The organism is Actinomyces sp. B33 (genome assembly GCF_028437565.1).
Taxonomy (GTDB): Bacteria; Actinomycetota; Actinomycetes; order Actinomycetales; family Actinomycetaceae; genus Pauljensenia.
This window is the reverse complement of sequence record NZ_JAMRYR010000001.1, coordinates 250,912-276,265: the sequence shown is the minus strand read 5'-3', so window position 1 is coordinate 276,265 and position 25,354 is coordinate 250,912. Positions and strand designations below refer to the sequence as shown.

General features: G+C 72.7%; 26 protein-coding genes and 1 tRNA gene. 15 read left to right on the top strand and 12 right to left on the bottom strand.

Annotation, left to right across the window (positions count from 1 at the left end):
- Positions 1-67: 67 nt before the first annotated feature.
- From M3T53_RS01250 to M3T53_RS01240, 3 genes are read left to right on the top strand one after another with little or no spacing between them, the layout of a single operon-like run.
- Entirely contained in the window at positions 68-1,606 is a 1,539-nt protein-coding gene (locus tag M3T53_RS01250) for an alpha/beta hydrolase (RefSeq protein WP_272432620.1), read from the top strand.
- Positions 1,603-2,448, top strand: a complete 846-nt coding sequence (locus M3T53_RS01245; protein ID WP_272432619.1) for a pyridine nucleotide-disulfide oxidoreductase — start codon at positions 1,603-1,605, stop codon at positions 2,446-2,448. Before M3T53_RS01250 ends, M3T53_RS01245 begins: the two co-directional genes overlap by 4 nt.
- Positions 2,436-4,175, top strand: coding sequence for an alpha-amylase family glycosyl hydrolase (locus M3T53_RS01240; RefSeq protein WP_272432618.1), 1,740 nt, complete (start codon positions 2,436-2,438; stop codon positions 4,173-4,175). The genes M3T53_RS01245 and M3T53_RS01240 overlap by 13 nt, the downstream gene beginning before the upstream one ends.
- A gap of 206 nt (positions 4,176-4,381) precedes the next feature.
- Here M3T53_RS01240 and purB read toward each other — a convergent pair whose 3' ends face one another.
- Positions 4,382-5,842, bottom strand: coding sequence for an adenylosuccinate lyase (gene purB, locus M3T53_RS01235; protein WP_272432617.1), 1,461 nt, complete (start codon positions 5,840-5,842; stop codon positions 4,382-4,384).
- Positions 5,843-5,896: 54 nt separating this feature from the next.
- Positions 5,897-6,679, bottom strand: a complete 783-nt coding sequence (locus M3T53_RS01230) for a fructosamine kinase family protein (RefSeq protein ID WP_334540074.1) — start codon at positions 6,677-6,679, stop codon at positions 5,897-5,899.
- A gap of 178 nt (positions 6,680-6,857) precedes the next feature.
- Here M3T53_RS01230 and M3T53_RS01225 point away from each other — a divergent pair, with 178 nt between their 5' ends.
- The 6 genes from M3T53_RS01225 (at position 6,858) to M3T53_RS01200 (ending at position 11,899) form a co-directional block, all read left to right on the top strand.
- The gene (locus M3T53_RS01225; RefSeq protein WP_272432879.1) at positions 6,858-7,184 is read left to right on the top strand and encodes a hypothetical protein; all 327 of its coding nucleotides are present in this window, start codon (positions 6,858-6,860) and stop codon (positions 7,182-7,184) included.
- Positions 7,184-8,875, top strand: a complete 1,692-nt coding sequence (locus M3T53_RS01220) for a hypothetical protein (protein WP_272432615.1) — start codon at positions 7,184-7,186, stop codon at positions 8,873-8,875. The genes M3T53_RS01225 and M3T53_RS01220 overlap by 1 nt, the downstream gene beginning before the upstream one ends.
- 108 nt (positions 8,876-8,983) lie before the next feature.
- A complete protein-coding gene (gene thiM / locus M3T53_RS01215; RefSeq protein WP_272432614.1) occupies positions 8,984-9,787 on the top strand; it encodes a hydroxyethylthiazole kinase in 804 nt (267 codons plus the stop codon).
- On the top strand, positions 9,784-10,452 hold the full coding sequence (gene thiE / locus M3T53_RS01210) for a thiamine phosphate synthase (RefSeq protein ID WP_272432613.1): 669 nt from the start codon (positions 9,784-9,786) through the stop codon (positions 10,450-10,452). The genes thiM and thiE overlap by 4 nt, the downstream gene beginning before the upstream one ends.
- Positions 10,449-11,255: a bifunctional hydroxymethylpyrimidine kinase/phosphomethylpyrimidine kinase gene (thiD, locus tag M3T53_RS01205; protein ID WP_272432612.1), complete on the top strand. Its 807-nt coding sequence runs from the start codon at positions 10,449-10,451 to the stop codon at positions 11,253-11,255. Before thiE ends, thiD begins: the two co-directional genes overlap by 4 nt.
- Positions 11,252-11,899 (top strand): TenA family protein, encoded by a 648-nt coding sequence (locus M3T53_RS01200; RefSeq protein WP_272432611.1) that lies wholly within the window; start codon positions 11,252-11,254, stop codon positions 11,897-11,899. Before thiD ends, M3T53_RS01200 begins: the two co-directional genes overlap by 4 nt.
- 212 nt (positions 11,900-12,111) lie before the next feature.
- On the opposite strand, the gene M3T53_RS01195 is transcribed toward M3T53_RS01200, so the two are convergent.
- Entirely contained in the window at positions 12,112-12,588 is a 477-nt protein-coding gene (locus M3T53_RS01195; protein ID WP_334540070.1) for a phage holin family protein, read from the bottom strand.
- Positions 12,589-12,760: 172 nt separating this feature from the next.
- On the opposite strand from M3T53_RS01195, the gene M3T53_RS01190 reads away from it, so the two are divergent.
- On the top strand, positions 12,761-13,804 hold the full coding sequence (locus tag M3T53_RS01190; protein WP_272432866.1) for a histidinol-phosphate transaminase: 1,044 nt from the start codon (positions 12,761-12,763) through the stop codon (positions 13,802-13,804).
- 32 nt (positions 13,805-13,836) lie between these two features.
- Here the strand turns inward: M3T53_RS01190 and M3T53_RS01185 are convergent, their stop codons facing one another.
- On the bottom strand, positions 13,837-14,646 hold the full coding sequence (locus M3T53_RS01185) for a YwiC-like family protein (protein WP_272432610.1): 810 nt from the start codon (positions 14,644-14,646) through the stop codon (positions 13,837-13,839).
- Positions 14,647-14,767: 121 nt separating this feature from the next.
- Here M3T53_RS01185 and M3T53_RS01180 point away from each other — a divergent pair, with 121 nt between their 5' ends.
- From M3T53_RS01180 to M3T53_RS01170, 3 genes are all read left to right on the top strand, one after another.
- The gene (locus tag M3T53_RS01180) at positions 14,768-15,757 is read left to right on the top strand and encodes a bile acid:sodium symporter family protein (protein ID WP_272432609.1); all 990 of its coding nucleotides are present in this window, start codon (positions 14,768-14,770) and stop codon (positions 15,755-15,757) included.
- 170 nt (positions 15,758-15,927) lie between these two features.
- Positions 15,928-17,079 (top strand): ABC transporter permease, encoded by a 1,152-nt coding sequence (locus M3T53_RS01175; RefSeq protein ID WP_272432608.1) that lies wholly within the window; start codon positions 15,928-15,930, stop codon positions 17,077-17,079.
- On the top strand, positions 17,076-17,807 hold the full coding sequence (locus M3T53_RS01170) for an ABC transporter ATP-binding protein (protein ID WP_272432607.1): 732 nt from the start codon (positions 17,076-17,078) through the stop codon (positions 17,805-17,807). The genes M3T53_RS01175 and M3T53_RS01170 overlap by 4 nt, the downstream gene beginning before the upstream one ends.
- Here the strand turns inward: M3T53_RS01170 and M3T53_RS01165 are convergent.
- The 8 genes from M3T53_RS01165 to M3T53_RS01130 all read right to left on the bottom strand — a co-directional run bounded on the left by M3T53_RS01165 (position 17,794) and on the right by M3T53_RS01130 (position 24,595).
- Positions 17,794-19,224 carry a YkvI family membrane protein gene (locus M3T53_RS01165; RefSeq protein ID WP_272432606.1) on the bottom strand — a complete coding sequence of 477 codons (1,431 nt, stop codon included), beginning with the start codon at positions 19,222-19,224 and terminating at the stop codon, positions 17,794-17,796. The genes M3T53_RS01170 and M3T53_RS01165 overlap by 14 nt on opposite strands.
- Before the next feature lie 69 nt (positions 19,225-19,293).
- The gene (locus M3T53_RS01160) at positions 19,294-19,605 is read right to left on the bottom strand and encodes a DUF4298 domain-containing protein (protein ID WP_272432605.1); all 312 of its coding nucleotides are present in this window, start codon (positions 19,603-19,605) and stop codon (positions 19,294-19,296) included.
- Between the two features lie 64 nt (positions 19,606-19,669).
- Positions 19,670-20,473: a hydroxymethylpyrimidine/phosphomethylpyrimidine kinase gene (locus tag M3T53_RS01155; protein ID WP_272432604.1), complete on the bottom strand. Its 804-nt coding sequence runs from the start codon at positions 20,471-20,473 to the stop codon at positions 19,670-19,672.
- A gap of 79 nt (positions 20,474-20,552) precedes the next feature.
- On the bottom strand, positions 20,553-20,792 hold the full coding sequence (locus M3T53_RS01150; RefSeq protein ID WP_272432603.1) for a toxin: 240 nt from the start codon (positions 20,790-20,792) through the stop codon (positions 20,553-20,555).
- Positions 20,789-21,052 carry a ribbon-helix-helix protein, CopG family gene (locus M3T53_RS01145; protein ID WP_272432602.1) on the bottom strand — a complete coding sequence of 88 codons (264 nt, stop codon included), beginning with the start codon at positions 21,050-21,052 and terminating at the stop codon, positions 20,789-20,791. The genes M3T53_RS01150 and M3T53_RS01145 overlap by 4 nt, the downstream gene beginning before the upstream one ends.
- Positions 21,053-21,252: 200 nt before the next feature.
- A tRNA-Pro gene (locus M3T53_RS01140) sits at positions 21,253-21,326 on the bottom strand.
- 102 nt (positions 21,327-21,428) lie between these two features.
- A complete protein-coding gene (locus M3T53_RS01135) occupies positions 21,429-22,415 on the bottom strand; it encodes a metallophosphoesterase (RefSeq protein ID WP_442866910.1) in 987 nt (328 codons plus the stop codon).
- A 5-nt stretch (positions 22,416-22,420) separates the two neighbouring features.
- Complete coding sequence (locus tag M3T53_RS01130; RefSeq protein WP_272432600.1) at positions 22,421-24,595, bottom strand: transglycosylase domain-containing protein; 2,175 nt, start codon at positions 24,593-24,595, stop codon at positions 22,421-22,423.
- A gap of 144 nt (positions 24,596-24,739) precedes the next feature.
- Here M3T53_RS01130 and M3T53_RS01125 point away from each other — a divergent pair, with 144 nt between their 5' ends.
- Positions 24,740-25,075: a WhiB family transcriptional regulator gene (locus tag M3T53_RS01125; protein WP_272432599.1), complete on the top strand. Its 336-nt coding sequence runs from the start codon at positions 24,740-24,742 to the stop codon at positions 25,073-25,075.
- Between the two features lie 99 nt (positions 25,076-25,174).
- Complete coding sequence (locus M3T53_RS01120; RefSeq protein ID WP_272432598.1) at positions 25,175-25,336, top strand: DUF4177 domain-containing protein; 162 nt, start codon at positions 25,175-25,177, stop codon at positions 25,334-25,336.
- Positions 25,337-25,354 lie beyond the last annotated feature (18 nt).

Sequence of the window (25,354 nt, the reverse complement as noted above, 5' to 3'; positions counted from 1 at the left end):
GAACGAGGCGGGCGAGCCCCGCCGTCCCGGCCCGAACGATCCGGCCCCGCGGGCGGAAGGAGGGCAGATGCGCGCGCGCCGACGGCCGCGGTTCTACGCGCCGCGCCGAGTCCCCCAGGCATTCGCCCCCGCCCACGTCAGGCTCCGCCTCCTCCCGCTCGCCCCCGCCCTCGCCGCCACCGTCGTCGTCGGCATGATCTCCGAGGCCGCCCTCGTCCCCGACGCGTGGAGGAGCGGCGCGGGCTCACGGGCCCAGGCGATGGGCGCCGACATCTCCCAGCGCTACCAGCGCCTCTTCTTCGACGAGCCCGGCCTCGACACCCTCTTCGTCCGCGGCCTCGCGAGCACCGCGAAAGCCGCCACCGCCATCGGCAGGGCCGCTCTCCGCCTGTCCCGCAGCATCGGCGTCGACCGCGAGAGGGCCGCGGCGATCCTGCCGCTGCTGCCCAGGCGCGGCTACGACATCCTCATGACCGCGATGCTCTCCGTCGGAACGGCCGTCGGCGCCCTGCGCGGCGGGGACATCCACATCGCCGCCCTCTACGACTCCGCGGCCGAGCCCCCCGTCCTCGAGCCCCCCGCGGGCCACGCGCGCCCGCACCTGCGCCGCGTCGATCCCCCGGCCTCCCTGCGGGACATGTGCGCCGATATCGACGACATGTACTGGGCGATGACCGACGGGCAGCCCCTGAAGATCACCCGCGTCGGGCGCGGTCCGCGACGACGCTGGCTCGTCAGCGTCCCCGGGACGGCGCACATGGACTTTCCGTCGAACGCCAATCCGGCGGACATGGAGTCGAATATCCGGGAAATGCTCGGGATGGCGTCGGGGATGCGCGTCGGCGTCATCCGGGCCCTCCACCGGGCCATGGAGATCGACGGGGTCGACCCCCGGGACCGCGCTCGAGAGCCGGTCCTCATCTGCGGGCACTCCCAGGCGGGGGCCATCGCCGTCGCCCTCGCGTCGACGCCGCCCGAGGCCGCCGGCGTCAACGTCGTCGGGATCCTCGCCGTCGGCGCACCGGCCCGGCGAACCCGCCTGCGCCCCGACGTGACCATGGTCGCCGTCCAGCACGACCAGGACGTCGTCCCCGCCATGGACGGCAGCCCCGACCGCGACCCCGACCAGCGGGTCCGCATCGGCCGCTCCCTCGTCAGGCCCCGACGGGACCCCCTCTACTACGCGCACTCGTCGGCGACCTACACCGAGACCGTCCGCCAGCTCGAGCGTAAGACCGCCGTCGCCCCCTGGGGGAGGGCCGCCCAGGCCGTGACCGCGCTCCAACGGATGCTGCCCGCCGACGGCGAGGAGACCCGGGTCGGCGTCTACGAGGTCTGGCAGGACCTCCTCGAGCCCGTCGCCCGGGACCGCCTCGACGCCTTCCTCTCCCTCGACCTCAGCGCCTCCTACGAGCCCGTCGACTACGAATCCGACTACCGGCCGGCCCCGCTCATCGACCTGTCCCGCCCCGACCGCAGGAGGCCCGCCCGGACGGACGCCGGCGGGCGAGCCGCACCCGCCGACGGCGCGCAGGAGGAGCGGGAGGACCGCCGCGCCGACGGACGCCCCGACCGATGCCCGACACGAGAGGACGACGCCCCATGAGCGAGCAGCCCGGAACCGGACAATGGCGGGAGGTGCGCCGCTGGATGCACGCGGCGACCCCCGTCAACAAGACCGTGCCGACCTCCTCCGCCTGGCAGCAGAGGCTCCCCCAGATCGCCAACCCCCTCGTCATCGGCGCGCTCGGCATCGGCGCGATCGGGGCGGGAGTGGCCCTGCGGGCCCTCAAACCGGCTCGCCGCCCGGGCCGCTCGGACCGTTTCCGCACCCTCGTGCTCGCCGCGATCGACGGGCTCTCGGACCGTCCCGATCCTCGCCAGAGTGCCGGGGCCGATTGGTCGGACCGCCCGGGCCCGGCCCCCGCCCAGCGCAGGGAGGTCGGCGTCGACGTCGGGGAGGGCTTCGGCAAGCCGTCGCTCGTCACCGCCGACATCATCCTCCCCGCCGACGACCCCCTCCTCGACGACGGGGGCGCCGCCGGGATCCTCGACCGGGCGACCCGGGCGATCTGGGACAACCGGGAGATCGCGCCGGTCGCCGTCCGGGCGAGGGTCCTCGTGCCCCTCGCCCCCGATGACGACGCGACGGCCAGGTCGGAGCCGAGCGCTCGGACCCGCATGGACGACGCGACGGCCGGAGACGTCGACGAGGAGGCCCCGACCCTCGCCGATGCCCGCGCCGATGCCCGCGCCCCCGGCGTCGGCGACGACCTCCCGGACAGCCCCCCGCCCCGCCGAACGCCCGACGCCGCGCCCCCGCCCTCCCGGGAGCTGCGGCTCGTCGCCGACATGACCGCCCTGGGCTTCGACGACGAGACCGCCCGCCCCGTCGACCTCTACGAGCGCTACGGCGCCCCGGCCTCGGACCCCGCATGGAAACCGTGACCGGCGGCGCGCCGCCCGCCCCTCGGAGAGGAGAGCCCCGGGAGGCCGAGGTCCGGCTCCCGTCCCCGGCCCGATCCGGCCCGGACGGGGCCGGAGCCCCCTGGTGGCGGGGGGCCGTCGTCTACCAGGTGTACGTCCGCTCCTTCCGCGACGCCGACGGGGACGGGATCGGCGACCTCGCGGGCGTGCGCGCGGGCCTCGACGACCTCGCCCGGCTGGGCGTCGACGCCATCTGGCTCAACCCCTGCTACCCGTCGCCCCAACGCGATCACGGCTACGACATCGCCGACTACCGGGACGTCGACCCGGTCTACGGGACGCTCGCCGACCTCGACGCCCTTATCGCCGACGCCCACGCCCGCGGGATCCGCGTCGTCATGGACATCGTCCCCAACCACTGCTCCGACCGGCACCCGTGGTTTCGCGCCGCCGTCGCCGCCGACCCCGGATCCGACGCGCGCTCGCGCTTCCTCTTCGTCGACTCCGACGGATCCGACGAGCCGCCGAACGCGTGGACCTCGGTGTTCGGCGGCAGCGCGTGGACCCGCGTCCCCGACGGGTCGGCGGACCCCCAGTGGTACTTCCACGCCTTCGACTCCTCCCAGCCGGACTTCGACTGGTCCGCCGAGGACGTGCGCGCCGGTTTCGACGACATCCTGCGCTTCTGGTTCGACCGCGGCGTCGACGGGTTCCGCATCGACGTCGCCCACGGCCTCGTCAAGAGGACGCCCCTGCCGATCGACGACCCCTCGCAGGACGGGTTGTGGCGCCAGGGCGGCGTCGTCGACGTCTACCGGCGGTGGCGGCGGATCGGCGACTCCTACCGGGGATCCGACGGCGGGGATGAGCCCCGGTACTTCATCGGCGAGGCATGGGCCGACGACCCGGCGTTCCTCCGGTCGATCACCGCGCCCGACGCCCTCCACCAGTCCTTCGCCTTCGCCCTGCTCATCCAGCCGTGGTTCGCCCACCGCCTGCGCGCCGCCATCGACGCCTCCCTGGCCGCCGCCGGCCCCGAGGGCCCCGCCTGGGCCCTGTCGAACCACGACGTCCACCGGCTCGCCACCCGCCTGGGGCAAGAGCGGATCGACCGGGACTTCGATCCCCTCGACATGCTCAGCGGCGCGCGCAGGACCGGGCCGGTCGACCCCGACCTCGGCCTGCGCCGCGCTCGCGCCGCCGCGGCCCTCCTCCTCGCCCTCCCCGGCACCGTCTACCTCTACCAGGGCGACGAGCTCGGCCTGTTCGAGGTCCTCGATCTGCCCGACGGGGCCCGTCAGGACCCCATCTGGAGGAGGACCGGGGGGCGCGAGCTCGGGCGCGACGGATGCCGAGTCCCCCTGCCGTGGACGGCGGACGGCCCCTCGATGGGGTTCGGGCCGGATGACGGGGCCGCGCCGTGGCTCCCCCAGCCCGAGGACTACCGCGGGCATGCCCGCGACCGGGCCGAGAACGATCCCGCATCGATCCTCGCCCTCCACCGCCGGTTGATCGCCCTGCGCCGGGATCTCGTCGGGTCGGCCGATGGCCTCGAGTGGATCGATCCGGCGCCTCCCGGGGTCCTCGCGTTCGCTGTGGGCGGGCTCGTGTGCGCGACGAACACCGAGGGGGCGGACGCCGCGTGGCGGCCCCCGGCGGGGGCCCGGCTCGTCCTGAGCACCTGCGACGGGGCGGAGCCGGGGGTTGTTCCCGGGGACTCGACGACCTGGTACGCCCTCGATGCCTGAGTCATGGTTTGGTGCCCGTTGTGGGCGTTCAGTCCGTCGATGCGGGCGTTTCCTACCGGAACGAAATCCGGGGCCTGTTTTCGGTGGGAAATGTTCGTTTTCGGGGGAAATGAGGGGAGGGATGGCGGGAGCTCCCGGGGATCCGCGGGTGAACTGCGGGATCCGAGGGCACTGCGAGGGCGCTGCGGGGGCGCGGCCGTAGGGCCTTAGAGGACCCAGCGGGCGATCTGAGGGGCCAGTCCGATGTAGGAGGCGGGGGTCAGTCGCAGGAGCCGCTCCTCGACCTCGTCGGGCAGGCCGAGGCCGACGATGAACTCGCGCATCTGGTCGGCGCCGACGTCGTGGCCGCGCGTGAGCTCCTTGAGGCGCTCGTAGGGGTTCGCCATGCCGGTCGCGCCGCCGATGGCGGCCGCCCGCATCGCCTGCTGGACGGCCTCGCCGAGCACCGCCCAATTCTCGTCGAGGTCGGCGGCCATGCGCTCGGCGTCGATGTCGACGCCGTCGAGGCCGCGCACGAGGTTGTCGTAGGCGAGAACCGAGTGGCCCAGGGCCGTCCCGATGTTGCGCTGAGTCGTCGAGTCCGTCAGGTCGCGCTGCATCCGGGAGGTGACGAGGGTCGAGGCGAGCGAGTCGAGGAGGGCCGCCGACACCTCGAGGTTCGCCTCGGCGTTCTCGAAGCGGATCGGGTTGACCTTGTGCGGCATCGTCGACGACCCCGTGGACCCCTGGGCCGCGAGGTTCTGATGGAAGTACCCCATCGAGATGTACGTCCAGCAATCGGTCGCCAGGTTGTGGCAGATGCGCCCGGCGCGGGCGATGTCGGAGTACAGCTCGGCCTGCCAGTCGTGGGATTCGATCTGGGTCGTCACAGGATTCCACGTCAGCCCCAGCCCCTCGACGAAGGCGCGGGACACGGCGGGCCAGTCGGCGTCGGGCACCGAGACGACGTGGGCCGCCCACGTGCCGGTGGCCCCGTTGATCTTGCCGAGGTACTCGGCGGCCTCGACCCTGCGGATCTGGCGGCCGAGGCGGTGGGCGAACACCGCCATCTCCTTGCCGATCGTCACCGGGGTGGCGGGCTGGCCGTGGGTGCGGGCGAGCATCGGCGCGTCGGCGCCGGCCTCGGCGAGGCGGACGAGGCACTCGTGGAGGGCGCGGACGGCGGGCAGCCACACCTGGTCGACGGCGGCCTTGACGGTCAGCGCGTAGGCGAGGTTGTTGATGTCCTCGGAGGTGCAGAAGACGTGGACGACCTCGCGCAGGCCGGGCAGGGGGGAGTCGGGGCCGAGCGCGTCCGCGGCGGCGTCGAGGTGCTCGCCGATGAGGTATTCGACGGCTTTGACGTCGTGACGGGTCTCGGCTTCGAGCTGGGCGAGCCGGGCGATCTCGTCGGCGCCGAATCGGCGGGGCAGGGCCCGCAGGTAGTCGCGCTCGGCGTCGGCGAGCCGGGGGGCGCCCGGGAGGACGCGGTGGTCGAGGAGGTGGATCATCCACTCGATCTCGACGTGGACGCGGGCGCGGTTCAGGCCGGCCTCCGACAGGTGGTTGGCGAGGGCGGCGACGGCGGGGCGGTAGCGGCCGTCGAGGGGGGAGAGGGGCTCCCCGGAGGAGGCGAGGTCGGCGTAGCCGGCGTCGGGCGAGAAGAGGGGGGAGGGGCGGGTGCTCATGCCCTCATCATTCCAGACCGGGGGGCGTCGGGGCGCCGCGGCGGGGCGGGGGCGTCAGGCGAAGCGGCGGACGACGGCGAGGAGGTCGGCGGCGTAGGCGCGCCCGAAGAGGGCGCAGTGGACGATGAGGATGTGGAGCTGGTGGAGGCCGGTTCTCTCGCGCCATCCGTCGGCCAGGGGGGAGGCCTCGTCGTAGGCGGCGATGATCCTCTCGAGGTGGGGGCATCCGAAGACGGCGAGGGCGGCGAGGTCCTCCTCCGCGTGCCCGCCCTGGGCGGCGGGGTCGATGAGGACGGTCCCATCGGGGGTCCACATGACGTTGCCGCTCCACAGGTCGCCGTGCGTGCGGGCGGCCAGGGCTCCGTGCGCGGCGACGAGGCCGGGCTGGTCGTGGTCGAGCCCCCCGGCGCAGAGGCGGTCGCAGAGACGGTCGATGGCGCGGGCCTCGTCGGGGGCGAAGGCGCCGCAGTCGAGGTAGGGGGCGATCCTCTCGGTCGCGTAGAACTCGCCCCACGAGGCGCTCGCCCGGTCGGGGGAGGGCGGCAGGGTGAGGGGGGCGTCTCCCATCCACCCGTCGCCGTGGTGGCCGGGCGGGGGAGCGCCGAGGTGGGTGGCGCCGGCCGCGTGGGTTCGGGCCAGGGCGCGGCCGAAGTCCTCTGCGGCCCGGGGGGTGGGGCTCGCGCGGGTCAGGAGGGGCTCGTCGATCCATGTGGGCCCGCGGTCGAGGACGGGGACGACGCGGGCGGCGCCGGGGCCGGAGTCGGCGAGCCAGGCGAGGCCGTGGGCCTCGTGGCTGATGCGCGAGGGCGTCGGATCGGTTTTGCGCAAGCGTTCCACGGGGACTCCCGGTCGGTCGGCCCGGCGCCGCGTCCACAGGCGTCGCCGGGGGTGGGTTCTCCACAGTACCCGGCGGGCCCTCCGCCTCGTCCACAGGCGGGGCGCCGGCGCTTCCCGGGGCGTCGCCCGGAGCCCTAGCGTCGGTGGAGACGCAACGACGACGAGGGGAGGAGCGGGAGTGGACGCGCACGGGGGAGGCGCCGCATGGGCGGTCGCCGATGACGGCATGCTGCTCTTCGTCGACAACGGGGGAATGGGGGCCGTGAGGGCGTCCGCCCTCATCGAGGGGGCCGTCGCGGGGGTCGGCGCCGTCGCGCTCGCGTCCTGGAGCGGGCCGGGCTCCGACGAGGCGCGTGCGCGCCTCGAGCGGTGCCGGGGGGCACTGGCGTCGGCGCGGGACCGATGCGAGTCGGCGGTCGCCCAGGCCAGGGTCCATGCACGGGAGGCCCTGATCGGCCCGGGCGTCGGGCCCGCCGGACCGGATGCGCCCTACGGGGGTCGGTGATGGCGGGCGATCCGTTCCTGTCCTCCGTCGTCGTCTCGTCGACGGCGACCAGCGTCGACACGGCGGAGGTGGCCGGGGCCTCCGTCCGGTTGCGGGCCGCGGCCGGGGACGCCAGGGCGGCGGCAGCGGCCCTGGACGCGGCGCGCTCGGACGCCGCCGCCTGGTGGGGGAGGGCCCCGGCCCGCACGGCGGTACTGGCCGCGGAAATCGAGGAGGCCCGGGCCCTGGCCCGGGCGAGCGCCCGGGAGCTCGAGGGCCTCGCCGACGCGTTGAGCCTGGCCGCCGTCGTCTACGCGGCCGCGGAGGGGGACGCCGCCCGTTTCGAATCCGTCCTGGCGGCCGCGTCGGGTCACCCGCTCAGGCCCTTCCCGACGCACGTCGGGCCGGCGGTGCGCCGCTGGTTCGACGGGCACGGCATGAGCGGCTGCCCCGATTGGCTCGTCGACCTCTTCGCCGGCGGCCTCGTCATGACGCCCGTGTCCATGGGCCGCCTCGCCGCCGAGGGCAAGGGGTTTGCCGGCGGGACGGGGGACGCGGCCACGGGGGCCCGCGTGCAGATGGACCTGGCGGCCCTGGCCGACCGTCTCGTCGCCCACACTCTCGTCCTCAAGGGCGAGGGTGCGGATCTCGACGCCCCGGGGGCGGTCGGGGCCGCGCGCCTGGCGGCCTCGTGGGGCGCCGGGCTGGGGGCGGGGGCCGTCGGGGGCTCGACCAGTGTCCTCGTCGCCACGGGCGCGCCGGGCGAGCGGAGGACGAGGGTCGTCGGCACGCGGACCGAACCGGAGTTCGCCGCCGTGTCCGCCCTGCCCGGCGACCCGCTGGGGGCCGTCGCGCTCCTGTCCCTCGCGGGGACCGCGGGCGGCGCCCTCTCGCCGCTGATGAGCCGATCCGATCCGCTGCGCGAGGCGAGGCGCCGCTTGAGCGCCCCCGGCGTGGGCTCCGCGCCGGTCGCCTCGCCGACGCCGATGACGGGCCGCGATCTCCTCGGCGAGCTGGAGGGCATGGAGAGCGGCGAGGGGATCGGGAGGATCAAGATCCTCAAGCACGAGACGCCGGGAGGGTCCGGGACCCGGGTGTCGTGGAGCGTCGTCATCCGGGGGACCCAGGAGTGGACGACCGGCGGGGCCCACCCCCAGGACCTCCTGACGAACCTCCAGGCGGTCGGGGGTCGCGAGTCCGCCCAGGGCGCCGCCGTCGTCGAGGCGATGCGGATGGCCGGCGTCGAGCCGGGCCAGAAGATCGACCTCGTCGGGCACTCCCAAGGGGGGATCATCGCCGCGCAGATCGCCTCCGATCCGCGTCTGGCCGAGGAATTCGACATCGCCTCCGTCCTCACCGCGGGATCCCCCATCGGCGGCTTCGCTCCGCGCCCCGGCGTTGACGTCCTCGCCCTGGAGAACGTCCGCGACATCGTCCCGGCGCTCGACGGGCTGGGCAACCGGGGACCGCGGACGACGACGGTGGCCTTCGACGGGGCGGCCGTCGACGGCGTCGAACCGGGAGGGGGCGTTCCCGCGGCCCACGACGCCGGCCTGTACCGGGAGGCGATGAGGCGCCTCGAGGCCGCCGACGAGGGGCCCGCCGCCGAGGTCGGCGCGTGGGCGGGCCGCCGCCGCCAGGCCCTCGGCCTGACGGGGGAGACGACGACCACCGCGTTCGTCTTCGAGACGACGAGGAGCGCCGGCGACTGAGCCGCCCGGGGCCCGGGGTGGTAATGTGACGCCCGTGACACGGGGTGCCACAGGCTGAGAACACACCCGTTGAACCTGTCCAGTTAGAACTGACGAAGGGAATGTCGCATGCTCACTCACGCGACCGCACGCACCGTCCTCGACTCCGTCCGATCGACGGCGCCGCTCGTCTCGTGCATCACGAACTCCGTGGTCACCAACTTCACGGCCAACGCCCTCCTCGCCATCGGCGCCGCCCCCGCGATGGTCGACATCGTCGGCGAGGCCGGCCCCTTCGCCTCCGTCGCCTCGGGGCTCCTCATCAACCTCGGCACCCCCACCCCCGAGCAGCGCGAGGCCGCCGTCGAGGCCGCCGGCGCCGCGAACGCCGCGGGCACCCCCTGGGTCCTCGACCCCGTGGGAGTCGGCTCCCTCGTCCACCGCACCGAGCTCGCCCACCGCCTCGTCGACATGGGGCCGGCTGCGATCCGCGGCAACGCCTCCGAGATCATCGCCCTGGCCGGCGACGGCAGCGGCGGGCGCGGCGTCGACGCCGCCGACGAGGTCGACGCCGCTCTTGGCTCCGCCCGCCTGCTCGCCGCCCGCACCGGAGGGGTCGTCGCCGTCTCCGGAGCCGCCGACGCCGTCGTCTCCGCCGACGAGACGATCCGCGTCGCCGGAGGATCCGAGATGCTCACGCGCGTCACCGGCGGCGGATGCAGCCTCGGCGCGATGATCGCCTGCTTCCTCGCCGCCGGCCGGTCCGCGGGTGTCGGCGACGCCGATTCGGTCGCGGCCTGCCACGTCGCCTACTCGGCCGCTGCCGAGATCGCCGCCGAGGGCGCCGCGGGCCCCGGGTCCTTCGCCCCCCGCTTCCTCGACGCCCTCTACGGCCTCGCCGGCTCCGACCTCGAACGGATCCGGCTCTCATGACCGCCGCCCGACCCGCCCCCGACCTCACGTGCTACCTCGTCACCGACGAGGACCTGTGCGCCTCGGCCGGGCGCAGCGTCCTCGACACCGTGGTGTCCGCCGTCGACGGGGGAGCGACCTGCGTCCAACTGCGCGCCAAGACGACCGACGGCGGCCCCTTCCTCGACCAGGTGGTCGAGGTCGCCCGCGCCGTCGGCGACCGGGTGCCGATCATCGTCAACGACCGCGTCGACGTCTTCCTCGCCGCCCGCGCCCTGGGGGCGCCCGTCGCCGGCGTCCACGTCGGCCAATCCGACCTGCCCGCGCCCGTTGTCCGCCGCCTCATCGGCGACGACGCCTACCTCGGGGTGTCCGTCGGCACCGACGACGAGGCCCTCGCCGCCCGACGGGAGGGCGCCGCCGATCACGTCGGCCTGTCCGTCCTGCGCTCGACGACAACGAAAACCGACACCCCCGACGTCCTCGGATACGACGGGTGCGAGCGCCTGGCGGCCCTCGCCGGCCTCCCGTCGTGCGCCATCGGCGGGGTCGGCGCCGCCGACGTCGCGCCCTTGGCGGCCGCCGGGGTCGACGGGGCCGCCATCGTCTCGGCGATCTGCTGCGCCCCGGACCCCGCCGCGGCCTGCGCCCAGGTCGTCGCCGCGTGGCGGCAGGCCCGCGCATGAGCGCCGTCAAAACTCTGACGATCGCTGGATCCGATCCCAGCGGGGGCGCCGGCATCCAGGCCGACATCAAATCGATGAGCGCCAACGGCGCCTACGCGATGAGCATCGTCACCGCGCTCACCGCCCAGTCGACCCTCGGGGTCTGCGGGGTCCACCCGGTCCCCGTCGACTTCGTCCGCCTCCAACTCGACGCCCTCCTCGACGACGTCTCCCCCGACGCCACGAAGATCGGCATGCTCGCCACCGCCGACCTCGCCCGCGCCATCGGGGAGTACCTGCCCCGCCTGGCCCACACGGTCCTCGACCCGGTGATGGTCGCCACCTCCGGCGACCGGCTCCTCGACGCCGACGCCACCGCCGCCGTCCTCGACCTGTGCACCCGCGCCGACCTCATCACCCCGAACCTGCCCGAGACCGCCGTCCTCCTCGACCTGCCGGTCGCCACCAGCGTCGACGAGGCCGTCGCCCAGGCCGAGGAACTGGTCCGACGCGGAGTACGACGCGCCCTCGTCAAGGGCGGGCACCTCGACGCCGACGCCACCGACGTCTACATCGACGAGCACGGGCCCGTCCTGCTCACCAGCCGCAGGATCCCCACGAACAACACCCACGGCACCGGCTGCACCCTCTCGTCGGCCATCGCCGCTCAGCGCCCGCGCCACGACACGTGGATCGACGCGGCGCGCGCCGCCAAGGACTACCTCACCGGGGCGCTCGCCGCCGCCGACTCCCTCGGAGTCGGGCATGGGCACGGCCCCGTCCACCACTTCCACGCCCTGTGGGCTCCGAAGGAGACGCCATGACCTTCAGCGACGACGCGTGGGCGGCCATCGCCCCGATCCGGGCCGCCATCGACGCTCACCCCTTCATCGGGGCCCTGCGCGACGGGACCCTCGACCGGGAGGTGTTCGACGGCTACATGACCCAGGACGCCCTCTACCTCGCCGACTACGGGCGGGCGCTCGCGGGCCTGGCGACGATGAGCGACGACCCCGACGACTTCGTGTTCTGGGCGCAGTGCGCGGCGAACTCGATCCTCGTCGAGCGCCAGCTCCACGCGTCCCGCGTCGACATCATGGCGGACGCCGAGGCGTCGCCGACGTGCCAGGCGTACACGAGCTTCCTCCTGGCCTCGCAGTCCGGGGGCGACTACCCGGTCGCGGCGGCCGCCGTCGTCCCGTGCTTCTGGATCTACCAGGTCGTCGGCGATGATCTCCTGGCCGCGGCGGGCGACGTCGGCGATCACCCGTACGGCGACTGGATCGCGACCTACGCGGACCCGGTGTTCGCCGAGCAGACGGCCGCGGTCCGCGGGATCGTCGACCGCCTGGCCGCCGAGGGAGGGCCCGGCGTCGCCAACCGGATGCTCCGCGCGTTCGTCCAGGCCAGCCGTTACGAGTGGATGTTCTGGGACGCCGCCTACCGGCAGGAGACCTGGCCGGTGTGATCCGAGGCCCCGGCCCCGCTTGTCCCCGCTAAGCGTCGTCGCGGCGATGGGAGCGGCCTCGTCGTTTCCCCCGGGACGCCGGGACACGGTGGGCGCCGCTGGGGCGGCAGCGGACCGGGAGCCCGGTCCGGAGGGAGGGGGGGCACCGATGGCCGTCCCGGGGGCCGGGGCTCGCGCAGGGGCGCACGCGCGCCCGGAACGGTCGTCGGGGTTCAGTCCTTGGCGGCGCCGATCAGCCCGGCGACGAGCGACGAGATGACCGCGGTGATGATCGCGCCGATGAAGCACGACCAGAAGCCGCCGGTCTCGAAGGGCAGGCCGATCGCGCCCGCCAGCCACCCGGTGAGCATAAACATCAGGGCGTTCGTCACCAGGGCGAAGACCCCGAAGGTCAGGACGTACAGGGGTAGCGCGAGGGTCTTGACGATCGGCTTGATGATGGAGTTGACGAGGGTGAACACCAGGGCCAGCCCCGCCAGTGTCAGGAGCGTCGTCGTCAGGTCCGTCCCCTGGGGGATCGAGATCGACGGGACGAGGAGCGCGCAGACCCACAGGCCCGCCATGGTCGCGATGAGCCGAACGATGAAATCCATGCCCCGATTCTCCCCGACTCCCAGGCGGGCCGCCACCGGCCCGCCTGCTGAGCCGACGGGTGCGAGGACCCCGCCGATGCGATAGGACTGGGCCATGACCTCCTCCTGCACCGGTGAGCCCGCCCGCGACCCCGCCCTCGGGGAAACCGCCCTCGTCGACCAGGCCCGTCCTGCGGATGGGGCCGTGTCGTCCTTCGACTCGGACTCGCGCCCCCCGGTCACTCCTCCCGGGGGTTCCCGCCCGGTCGCGCCGGCGGCGGGCGCGACCATCTCCACGGTCCCCATCCGCCCCGCCGTCGCCGCCCTGCCCCGCTACGTCCCCGGAGCCGCACCGGCCGGCGCCGACAAGCTCTCCTCCAACGAGATGCCCGACCCGCCCTCGGCGGGCGTCCTCGACGCCGCCGCCCGGGCCCTGGCCCGGATCAACCGCTACCCCGACCTGACCGCCGCCCCCGTGCGCGAGGCCCTCGCCGCCCGATTCGGCGTCGACGCCGACCGGATCTGCGTGGGGACCGGCTCGTCGGCGATCCTCGTCGGCGCCCTGACCGCCGTCTGCGCACCGGGCGAGGCCGTCGTCTTCCCCTGGCGGTCCTTCGAGTCCTACCCGATCGCCGTCCCCGCCTGCCACGGCTCCCCCGTCCCCGTGCCCCTGGCCGCCGACGGGAGCGCCGACCTGGACGCCATGGCGCGGGCCGTGACCGCCGCGACCCGCGCCGTCATCGTGTGCACGCCGAACAACCCGACCGGAACGGCCCTGAGCGCCGCCCGCATCCGGGCCTTCGTCGAGGAGGTGCCGCCCGACGTCCTCGTCCTCGTCGACGAGGCCTACATCGACTTCGCCTCCGACCCGTCGGCGACGACCGCGATCCCCCTGATCGACGAGCACCCCAACGTCCTCGTCATGCGGACCTTCTCCAAGGCCCACGCCCTGGCCGGGGCCCGCATCGGGTACGCGATCGGCGCCCCTTGGATCATCGCCGCCGTCCAGGCCGTCCTCATCCCCTTCGGGGTCTCCGGCGTCGCCCAGGCCGCGGCCCTGGCCTCCCTGGAGCGCATCGACGAGGTCGAGGCCGGCGTCGCCCGCATCCGCTCCGAGCGCGACCGGATGGTCGCCGCACTGCGGGGGGCCGGGTTCGACGTGCCCGACACGCAGGCGAACTTCCTCTTCCTGCCCGGTCGCGGCCCCGGCCTCGTCGAGGACTGCGCGCGGGCCGGCCTCGTCGTCCGCCCCTTCCCCGAGGGGGTGCGGGTGACGGTCGGAGCACCCGATCACAACGACCGATTCCTACGGGCCGTCGGCGTCCTGCCCTGACGCCCGGGGTGCGGTCGGGCGTCCGACACCGCTCAGACGGGCGCGACGAGGGTTGCGACGATCCCGACGCACCACAGGGCCTCGGCCGCCCCGATGACGGCGGGCGCCATGGAACCCCTCCGGCGCCGGATCGCGGGCGTCGCGGCGGCCCGCAGGAGGAGAACCGCCCAGGCGGCGCCCGCCCACCACGAGACGAGGCCGGAGGCGCAGGCCCAGACGACCCCCGCCCCGCAGGCCGCGTGCCAGGCGATGGCGCCGGCCGCCCACCGGGGGTCGTCGCGCCCGCGGAGCAGGGAGCGCACGACGGGCACGGTCCCGAGGAAGTAGGCGGCGAGGACGGCGGTCGCCGCCCAGATGCGCGCGCCCTCGCCCGGCGCGGCGCCGAGCCCGTGGGCGACGGGGGCCATGAGGCAGGACGCGAGGATGCTCGTCGCCCGGGTGATGAGGGCGCGCTCGCGCCGGCGCAGCACCTCCCACAGGGCCAGGGCCGTCATCGGGGCGAAGGCCGGGGCCCAGGAGAGGACGGAGGGCCGGGCCGCGACGAGGGCGAGGCCGCCGACGAGGGACAGCGCCGTCCAGACGGCGAGGGCGGGGAGCAATCCGCGGCGGCGCCGCGCGGGGCGCTTGGCCCACAGCTCGACGGCGTTGAAGCAGCAGAAGGCGCACAGCCACGTCGCGGCGAGGAGGAGGTGGAGGGGCGCGGGCCCGCCGATGAGGGCTCCGACGAGGAGGGGCGCGAGGGTCATCGGCCAGGCGCCGTGCTGGTCGGGGAGCCATCCGTCGCGCATGAGGCCGCGGACGTGTCGGGTCCGGGGGGCGGTGGGCGACGGCGGGGAGGCCATGGGGCCATCGTAGGGTGTGTCAGGTGAGCCTGAGTAGGGCGATCGGGGTCGCCGGGGGCTGAGGGATTTCGATCACTGAGACGACCGGTCCGGATCGTGAAGACAGGTGAACGATGGGCTCATGCCCACGACACAGACACCCCCGATCGACCAGGAGGCGGCCCAGGCCGCCATGGGCGGCGAGGACCGGTCGGCGCGCATCGCCGTCACCGTCTTCCCCGTGATGATCCTCGCCGCCTTCGCCCTGGCGATGATCCTCCCCGACGTCTTCCAGCCCCTCGGGGCCGGCACCAACTGGGCGCTCGGGATCATCATGTTCGGCATGGGGCTGACCTTGACCGTCCCCGATTTCGCGCTCGTCGTTCGACGCCCCCTGCCGGTCCTCGTCGGCGTCCTCGCCCAATTCGTCGTCATTCCCCTCCTCGCGATCCTCCTGACGTGGACCTTCCACCTGCCCGACGCCATCGCCGTCGGCGTGATCCTCGTCGGCTGCGCTCCCGGCGGCACCTCGTCGAACGTCATCTCCTACCTGTCGAAGGGCGACGTCGCCCTCTCCGTGACGATGACGTCGATCTCGACCCTGCTCGCCCCCCTGCTCACCCCGGTCCTCACCGGGTGGCTCGCCGGCGCCTACATGCCCGTCGACGCCGGCGCCATGGCGATGTCGATCGTCAAGATGGTCCTCGTCCCCGTCGTCGGCGGCCTCGCCGTGCGCGCCCTCTTCTCCCGGGTCGTCGAGAGGATCCTCCCGCTCCTGCCATGGGTATCCGTCCTGGGCATCTGCTACGTCGTCCTCGCCGTCGTCTCGAAGTCCGCCGACAAGATCCTGTCCGCCGGCCTGCTCGTCCTCGCCGTCGTCGCCTGCCACAACCTCCTCGGCTACCTCCTCGGGTTCCTCGCCGGCAAGGCCGCCGGAGGATCCGAGCGCGTCAACCGGACGACCTCGATCGAGGTCGGCATGCAGAACTCCGGCCTGGCCGCCACCCTCGCCGCCACCCACTTCGCCTCCACCCCCGAGACGGCCCTGCCCGGCGCCGTCTTCTCCACCTGGCACAACCTGTCGGGCGCCGTCCTGGCGATGTACTACCGGCACCGCCCGCTCGCCGACTGATTCGAGGCCCGGCTCCGGCCCCCGAGTCCCGCCTGCCGATGGACGACGGGGCTCGACAGGGCGCGCCCGTCCCCCAACGAGGCCGGTCCCACAGGCCCTCCCCGCGCGCGCCCGCGTCGGAGTCCCTACGCTGAAAGAATCACGGGGCCGACCCGTGGGGAAAGGCCGCCGTGTTCCTCGCCATCCGGGAGATCCGCCACCAGAGCGCGCGATTCGCCCTCATCACCTCCGTCATCGCCCTCCTCGCCTACCTGACGTTCTTCCTCGTCTCCCTCGCCTCCGGGCTGGCCTACTCCTACCGGGCCGCCGTCGACCAGTGGGGGGACTCGACGATCATCCTCACCCAGACTTCCAACGACTCCCTCCCGGCCTCCCGGATCGACGAGGAGGCCGTCGACGCCGCCGCGACCGCCCTCGCCGACGCCGGCCTCTCCCAGGCCTCGCCGCTGGCCTCGGCCGCCGTCGTCATCGAATCCGAGGACCCCGCCGCCACCCCGGCCGGAAGCGACCTGGCCGACGACGACGGCCTCGTCAAGACGGACGTCTACGCGTGGGGCGTCGATCTGGACTCCCCCCTCGTCCCCGCGGTCGTCGACGGGCGGGGGATCACCGACCCGACCACCCAGGTCCTCGCCGACTCCACCCTCGCCCAGGACGGGTGGAGGGTCGGCGACTCCTTACGGCTCTCCGGCGGCGACGAGGAATGGACGATCGCCGGCTTCGTCGACGACTACACGTTCCAGGCCGCCCCCGTGATCCTCGTCGACCGGCAGGCCCTGACCGACCGGGCGCCCGCGTCGATCGGCGTCACCACCTCCGCGCTCATCGCCCCCGACGCCCTCGACCCGCAGACCCCGGAGGGCGCCGCCGCACTCGCCGCCCTCGACGACGCCGACCTGACGGCCCTGGCCGCCGACGACTTCGTCGACACCCTGCCCGGATACTCCGCCCAGATCCTCACATTCACCCTGATGATCGCCTCCCTCATCGTCATCGCCTCCTTCGTCCTGGGGATCTTCATCTACGTCCTCACCCTCCAGAAGCGCGCGATGCTCGGCGTCCTCAAGGCGCGCGGCGTCCCGACCTCGCACCTCATCGCCGCCGGGGCCGCCCAGACCGGGCTGCTCGTCACCGCCGGAGTCGCCATCGGCCTCGCGCTGACCGCCGCCTCCGGCCTCGCCCTGCCGGCCGCCGTCCCCTTCCGCGCGAACATCGCCCTGTCGGCGCTCATCACCGCGTCGTTCATCATCATCTCCCTCATCGGCGGCCTGATCTCCGTGAGGGTCGTCGCCGGGATCGACCCAGTGGAGGCCATCCAATGAGCCGGACGACACCACCGACCACCGCCCCCGGCGCGGACCAGACCGGAGCGGACGCGGAATCCGCGATCATCCGGGTCGTCGGCGCCTCGAAGACCTTCACCCAGGGCGACGAGGAGATCACCGCCCTGCACCCGACCGACCTGACGATCGGCGCCGGCCAGTTCGTCGCCATCCTCGGCCCCTCCGGATCCGGCAAGTCGACGCTCCTGACGATCATGGGCGGCCTGCGCGCCCCCAGCGCCGGCGAGGTCCTCATCACCGGCAGGCCCTTCTCCACCCTGCCCGAGAAGAAGCGCGCGCGGATCCGGCACCGCTCCATCGGGTTCATCCTCCAGGCCGCCAGCCTCGTCCCCTTCCTCACCGTCGAGGACCAGCTCCTCCACCATGACCGCGTCGAACGCCGCCGCCCCCGGCCCGACCGGGCCGACGAGCTCTTCGACGCCCTCGGCATCGCCAAGCACCGGCGCAAGTACCCGGCGGACCTGTCCGGCGGCGAACGCCAGCGGGCCGCCATCGCCGCCGCTCTCTACCACGACCCCGAGCTGATCCTCGCCGACGAGCCCACCGCGGCCCTCGACTCCCACCGGGCGATGGACGTGGCGACGATCCTCGCCGACCTGACCCACGAGCGCGCCAAGGCGACCGTCATGGTCACCCACGACGAGCGCCTGATCGCCGTGTGCGATCGCGTCCTCGTCATGGAGGACGGAGTCCTCACCGAGCGGTGAGCCCCTCCCCCCGCCCGGGGCCCTCGTCGTCGGGGCCCTCCGGTTCCGGGCCCGTCCCCCCATCGGCCGGACCCTCCCGAGAGGCCTCCGCCTCGGCGCGCAGGGCAGCGGCCTCGACATCGGCCCGCTCGGCGTCCCACCGCTCCTCGACGGCCTCCCAGCGGGGCTCGACCTCGGCCTCGTCGTCGGCCTTGATCTCCTCGACCGCCGCGCGGCTCATCGTCCGGTGCAGGCGCGTGTCGTCGATGTTCGAATCCTCCAGGTAGCCGGCGAGCCGATCGGAGTCCCGGCGCGTGAAGCGCCGTCCGAGCTCCCACTTGCGCCTGACGAGATCGCGGATCCTCATGCGGCGCCGGTGCTCGACGGCGATCGCCTCGCGCTCGCGGGCCCAGGCGACGATGAGGACGGCGACGAGGGCCATGCCGACGTAGCCGATGAGGGGGAACAGGTGGCCGATGAGGGCCTCGAAGCCGACGAAGCTCAGGGCGTAGCCGACGACGAGCAGCCCGGCCATCGCCGGGACGAATAGGCCGGGGCGCTGGGCCGTCACGCGCTTGGCGAGCGCGTAGTACATGCCGATCGCCGTGTTGAAGATCATCCCGAAGATGACGACGGCCATCACCGAGCCGGCCACCGGGTGAATGGCGTTGACGAGGGCGAGCATCGGCATCGGCTTGCCCTGGACGGCCCCGACCTGGGCGAACAGGGAGGCGGCGGCGATGAGCAGGAGGAGGCCGAACGCGGCGCCGCCGACGAGGCCGCCGCGGCCGGCGACCTTGATGTCCGCCAGGTCGCCGCCCATGACCAGGGCCATCGACACTCCGGTCGCCAGGGTCAGACCGACGTAGTTGAGGCTCGAGAGCAGCCAGTTGCCGATGGCGGGGCGGATGTGGGATGCCGCCGCGTCCAGGTCGGCGATCGGCGCGTCGGCGTGCGTCAGGGCGTAGGCGGCGGCGCCGAGGACGAAGACGATGACGAGGGGGGTGAGCATCCCGATGACGGCCGTGACCTTGTCGACGTCGAGGAAACCGACGGCGAAGACGACGAGCGCCATGAGCGCCGAACCTGCCCACACGGGGACGCCGAACTGCTGGTTGAGGTTCGAGCCGGCGCCGGCGAGCATGACGAATCCGATGCTGAACAGCGTGAAGCTGGTGAACGCGTCGAGGAGGCGCGACACGATCGGGTGGGTCACCCGGTCGTAGACGATCGAGTGCTCCTTGGCGAGGAAGTAGCTGCCGAGCTGGAGGATGGCGAACCCGGCGGCGGCGAAGAGGACGGCCGCCAGGAGCGCCCCCCACAGGCCGGTGACGCCGTGGGCGATGAAGTACTGGAGCACCTCCTGACCGGAGGCGAAGCCCGCTCCGACGACGAGGCCGATGAAGGCCAGGGAGATCACGAGCATCTTCTTGAGCATGAGGATTCGTTCCTGTCGGGGACGGGACTCCTCGACTGTAGCCAGGACTGGGCGGGCGGGCCCGCTGGCTTACAGGCTCTTGACGATCCTCACACCCTGTTCGAGCATCCTGATGCCGGTGGTGCGCCATCCGGCGACGGCCTCGTCGGGCAGGTCCTGGGTGAGGACGCCGCATTTGAGATCGTCGGGCAGGGCCCCTGCGTCGCTCGCCGCCATGTCGTCGTGCCACTGCGGGGACCCGTAGTAGTCGATGAGGGCGCGGGTGTCGGCGTCGAGGGCGTCGGCCTCGTCGAGGAGGGCGTCGAACCGGTCGGCGAGGCGGCGCATCCGGTTCATGGTCTCCTCCATGCGCCGGATGCGCGAGGTCCTCTCGTCGCTCATGGGGCCTCCTCGGGAGGGGTCGGGGCCGTCGTCGTGCAATGGGCGCGGGGACGGCGGGCGGTGGTCAGCGGCCGTAGTGGCCCTGGTAGACGCAGTCGAAGGGGGCGTTGCCGCGCATCCGGTTCTCGATGGAGGACACGACGACGTCCTTGGCGGTGCGGGCCGCGTCGAGGGCGGGGGCGCCCTTGGCGATCTCCGCGGTGATCGCGGCGGCGAGGGTGCAGCCGGCGCCGGAGACGCGCTCGGTGCCGACGGCGGGGACCTCGAGGATTTCGAGGGTCTCGCCGTCGTAGTAGACGTCGAGGGCGGTGCCGGTCCCCAGGAGGGTGCCGGCTTTGGCGATGACGATGGGGACGCCCTGGTCGTGGATGCGCTTGGCGGCGTCTGCGAGGGCGTCGACCGTGGTGATGTCGTCGACGCCGGCGAGGGTCCGGGTCTCGAAGAGGTTGGGGGTGGTCACGGTCGCCTTGGGGAGGACGAGGTCGCGCAGGGCGTTGTCGGTGTCGAGGGCGGCGCCGGGCTCCTGGCCCTTGCAGATGAGGACGGGGTCGAGGACGACGTTCGGGAAGTCGTAGTCGTCGAGGGCGGCGGAGACCGCCTCGATGGTCGCCGGGGTGCCGAGCATGCCGATCTTGAGGGCGGCGGGGGTGCCGTGGACGGCGACGGCGGCCTCGATCTGGTCGTGGATGACGGACGGGTCGATGGGGACGAAGCGGTGGCCCCAGTCGTTGGCCGGGTCGAAGGAGACGATGCACGTCAGCGCGGTGGCCCCGAAGACGCCGAGCTGGTGGAAGGTCTTGAGGTCGGTTTGGGCGCCGGCGCCGCCGGAGGCTTCGGATCCTGCGATGGAAAGGGCGAAAACGGTCATGGGGCCTAGGGTGCCCCCGATCGGCGGATAATTCCACTCGACGTGGGTGGGATCTCAGTTTCTTCTGAGAGGCGGTCTTCTAAGGGAGGAGGTCGATGGCTCCTGGTCGGGCTTTCATTGCGTGGATGACCAGTTCGTTTCCGCTGTCGAAGACGAGGACAGCCAGTTCGAGTAGTCGTCCTTTCGTGTCGAATCCGATTCTCAGTTGACGTGATGGGGTGTCTTCGTCGAGGTCTTCGATCCAGAGCGCCCATTCGGCGGCATAGAGTATGTCGTCGCCTTCGATCCCGTGTGTGCGTGCGGAGGGGTTGATCTTCATGCTGGAACCAGTTGGAGCGCCTTGCGGATAACGTCGGAGCGCGTGGTTCCTTCTTCTTTCGCTCGAGAGTCAAGGGCCTGGATCTCCTCTTCGGTGAGACGCAGAGCGATCACGTGCGAAGCTGCTGCCCCGCGTCCGGGACGACCCTTGCCTCGCTTCTTCAGCGCGGCGTAGTCGTATCCACTTTCGGCCTCGTCGGCCCATGCTTGGATTTGTTCTTCGGTGACCGGCTTGCCGTTGATCGTCTCATCGGTACTCATGCGAATATCGTATGACGAAAATAATGTCGGTCAAGAGCCTCGTGCGATGGCCCATTCTCGAAAGCCGCTTCTTCACGGCTCGGAGCACGTGAGCGTGTACAGATCGATCCTTGTCGTGGAAGAGGACTTCTCACGTACTCATGACTGATGCATAAAGAACCCCGGGGCGCCGCATCTGCGGCGCCCCGGGGTTCACGGAGTCGGGGTGGCGGGATTTGAACCCACGACCTCTTCGTCCCGAACGAAGCGCGCTACCAAACTGCGCCACACCCCGTGACCGTTCGAGTATACAGAGGCGGCCCCCCGCCGACAAAACCGCGCCCGACGGCCAACGATCCCCGCCCCGCCGATCGGGGGATCGCCCTCGACCGGCGCTTCAGGCCGACCGCACCCGGATCAGGGAGGCCTCGGGCCTCGTCGCGATCCGCACGCGCGCGTACGGCGACGTCCCCAGGCCCGCCGACACGTGCAGCCACGACCGCCCCTCCGCCGAGCGCCAACGGTGCAGGCCCTTGGCGTAGCGTCGCGGAAGATCGCAATTCGTCACCAGAGCGCCGAACACCGGCACCCCGATCTGCCCGCCGTGCGTGTGGCCCGCGAGGATCAGGTCCGCCCCCGACTCGGTGAAGGAGTCGATGACCCGCCGGTACGGGGCGTGCGTCACCCCCAGGCGCAACGCGAAGGGATCGGCCCAGGCCGGGGCGACCGGCGCGATCCGATCGCGTCGGATGTGCGCGTCGTCGGTGCCCGTCAGGCTGATCGTCACCGATCCGCCCGCCGCGCCGACCGCCAGATCCTCCGACCGGTTCGACAGGTCGATCCAGCCGGCATCGCGCATCATCCGGGTCATCTCCGACCAGGGCAGGTCCGGCACCGTCCGGTTGGGGGTCTTGTGGCGGCCCGTCAGATACGCCCCCCAGTTCTTGCGCAGCGGCGAGTAGTAGTCGTTCGACCCCAGGACGAACGCGCCCGGAGCCCCCAGGAACGGCGCGAACGCGCGGCGGACCAGGTCGAGTCCGTCGGCGGAGCCGAAATTGTCGCCCGTGGCGACCACCAGGTCGAAGGACTCCGAGGCCGCCACATCCTCGAGGAAGTCGATGAGGAACTCCTGGCCGGGGAAGAGATGGAGGTCCGCCAGGTGGAGGATCGTCAGGTCCCCGACGCCCCGCTCGGCGGGCAGGAGGATCTCGTAGCGGCGCAGCGTCGGCCATCGCCGCTCGACCGCCCCCCACGCGAGGGCCGAGGCCCCCATGAGCGCCGTCGCCCCCGCGACGATCCCGGCCGCCCGTCCGGCCGCGATCAGGCGGCGCGGCGCCAGCGACGGCTGATCGGCCAGGGACAGGAGGCGCGTTCGAGGACCCATGCCGCTTACTCCTCCTCTTCCGTGCCCTCGGCGGTCTGAGCGGCCTCGGCGCCGCCCCCCGCGGCAGCGGCCGACTGCGGTTGCTCCTCCGACGCCTCGGCGGGCTCTGGCTGGGGCAGGGCCACCGGAGTGCCGATATTGGCCTGCGGCATCGCCTCGACCGGCGTCCCCGCGAGGGCCGCCGACATGTACGGCGCCCAGATGTTCTGGCCGACGAAGGTCTCGCCGTAGATCGCCGAGTGGAAGACGCCGTTGATGACGACGTTGTTGACCGGCGTCGTCGAGGCCGCCGCGTGCCCGACCCACGCGGAGGTCGCCAGCGACGGGGTGAAGCCGGTGAGCCACGTGTTCGAGTTCGAGTCCGTCGTCCCCGACTTCGCGGCGAAGGGGCGTCCCTCGGCCAGGCGGGTCGACCGGTAGTACTGGGAGGCCGACTGGGACAGGAGCGTCGCCGTCTTGTCCGCGACCTCGGCGGAGACGACCTCGTGGCAGTCCGGCTGGTACTCCTTGAGCGTGACCTCGTCGCGGTCGGTGACGGTCGTCATCGAGTTCGGCATGCACATCCGCCCGTGGTTGGCCAGGGTCGCGAAAGCGGTCGCCATCTCCAGGGGGGAGGCCGACGACGACCCGATGACGTTGGCGGGGAAGGCCTCGGGGACCTCGCCGTTCTCGGTGATGCCGAAGTCGTAGGCGGTCTGGAAGATCTGGCAGAAGTCGACGCGGCTGGCCATGTTGACGAACGCCTGATTGACCGACAGGCCGGTGGCCTTGAGGACGCTCATCGGGCCGTCCTTGCCGGCGAGGTCGTTGACCCGGTAGGGGTCGGTGTAGATCGGGGCCCCGTCGCAGGTGAACGCCGCCGACCCGTAGTCGCGGTTCTTCGATCCGACGGACTGGTAGGCGGTATGGCCCTCCTTGAACCATTGGATCAGGGTGAACACCTTGAACGTCGATCCGACCTGGAACGACCCGTCGGCCGCGTAGTTGCTCATCGTCTGGCCGTCCTCGACGCCGTAGACGGTGTTCTGCGCCATGGCGACGATGTTGCCGGTCGCGGGCTCGACGGACACGAGGGCGTCGTCGACGTCGGAGGGGTCGTCGACGGGGATCGCGCCGGTCAGGGCGTTGAAGGCGTGGCCCTGCTTGTTCGGGTCGAGGGTGGTGCGGATCGTCAGGCCGCCCGTCTTGAGGAAGTGCTCGCGCTCGGCCTCGGTCTCGCCGAACGCGGGGTCGGCGAGGAACTGGCCGAGGACGTAGTCGCAGAAGTAGGCGACCGCCGAGTCCGCGCCGGAGCACCCCTGAGAGGCGTTGGTCGGGGAGAGCATCGCGTCGACGGGGGTGTCGACGCCGGCCTGATACTCCTCCGGGGTGATGACGGCCTGGTCGAGCATGACCTGCAGGACGGTGTCGCGCCGTTCCTGGGCGGCCTCGGGGTAGGAGAGGGGGTCGTATTCGACGGGGGACTGGACGAGGCCGGCGAGGAGGGCGGCGTCGAGGTAGTCGAGCTCGGAGGCGGATTTGGAGAAGTAGCGCTGGGAGGCGGCTTCGACGCCGTAGGTGATGGGGCCGAAGGGGGCGATGTTGAGGTACCCGGTGAGGATGTCCTCCTTCGACATCTTCTGCTCGAGGGCGAGCGCGTACTTGATCTCGCGGAGCTTGCGCTCCTTGGTCTGCTCGGTGGCGGCGGCGACCTGGTCGGCGTCCCCCTCGAGGTAGCCGCGCTCCTGGAGGGTGTTGCGCACGTACTGCTGGGTGATCGTCGACGCGCCCTGGGTGCCCGATCCGCCGAGGTTGTTGAGGGCGGCGCGGGCGATGCCGGTGGGGTCGACGCCGTGGTGCTCGTAGAAGCGCTTGTCCTCGATGGCGACGATCGCGGATTTCATGACGTCGGCGATGTTCGACGCGGGGACGACGATGCGCTGCTTGTCGTAGAAGCGGGCGATGACGGCGCCGGTGCTGTCGAGCATGTGGGATTCCTCGGCGGGCTCGACGACCTGCATGTTGTCGGGCAGCTCGTCGAAGATCGAGGGCGCGGCCTTGGCGGTCAGGGCGGCGGGGCCGGCGACCGGGATCAGCATGCCCGCTCCGACGACGCCCATGAGGGTCGCGACCGAGAGGAACGCGAGCAGGAGCGCGACGAGCTGAGCCGGGCGCATGTAGCGCGAATGCGACGAGGACATGACCCTAAGGATACGTGCCCGAGGGGCGGACGGGGCGGGGCGGCGCGTGGATGGCCGGTGTCGGCCGACGACGGTTTGTCTTCCCCCCATGGTGTGTGTATGGTCACAGTGATTGCTCGATGTTGAGCTGAAGGAGTCCATCCCATGACCTCTCCCGATGACGATCAGAGTTGGGTCGCCAAGGCCCTGTGCGCGGCTTACGAGCCCGATGCCCTTTTCGTCCAGGGGGCGACTCAGCGTCAGGTCAGGCTGCGCTGCCTTCAATGCGAGGTCCGTCTCGAGTGCCTGGCCGACGCGCTGGAGTCGGAGGCGAATTTCGGCGTGTGGGGAGGGCTGACCGAGCGGGAGCGCCGCGCGATGCTCCGCCATTACGCGCATGTGGAGGATTGGCGCGCGTGGTTGGAGTCCTCCGACGACCCCCTGGCGGTCGAGATCCGCTCGCCGAAGGTCCCCAGGGTCCTCGCTCACGTCCGCGGATGACCCTGGGTCGCCGGGGATGGGGGAGGGGGCGCGTGCGGCGGGCCCTCCTGTGACGCACGAGGCGGGGACACGCGTGCGCGGCGACCGTAGGATGTCACCATGACGACGTGGGAATACGCGACCATTCCGCTGCTGACGCACGCGACGAAGGCCATCCTCGACCAGTGGGGCGCTGACGGGTGGGAGCTCGTCCAGGTGATCCCCGGTCCGACGGGCTCGGAGAATCTCGTCGCCTATCTCAAACGGCCGATCGGGGGTTGAGCGCTCGGATGCCCCGGA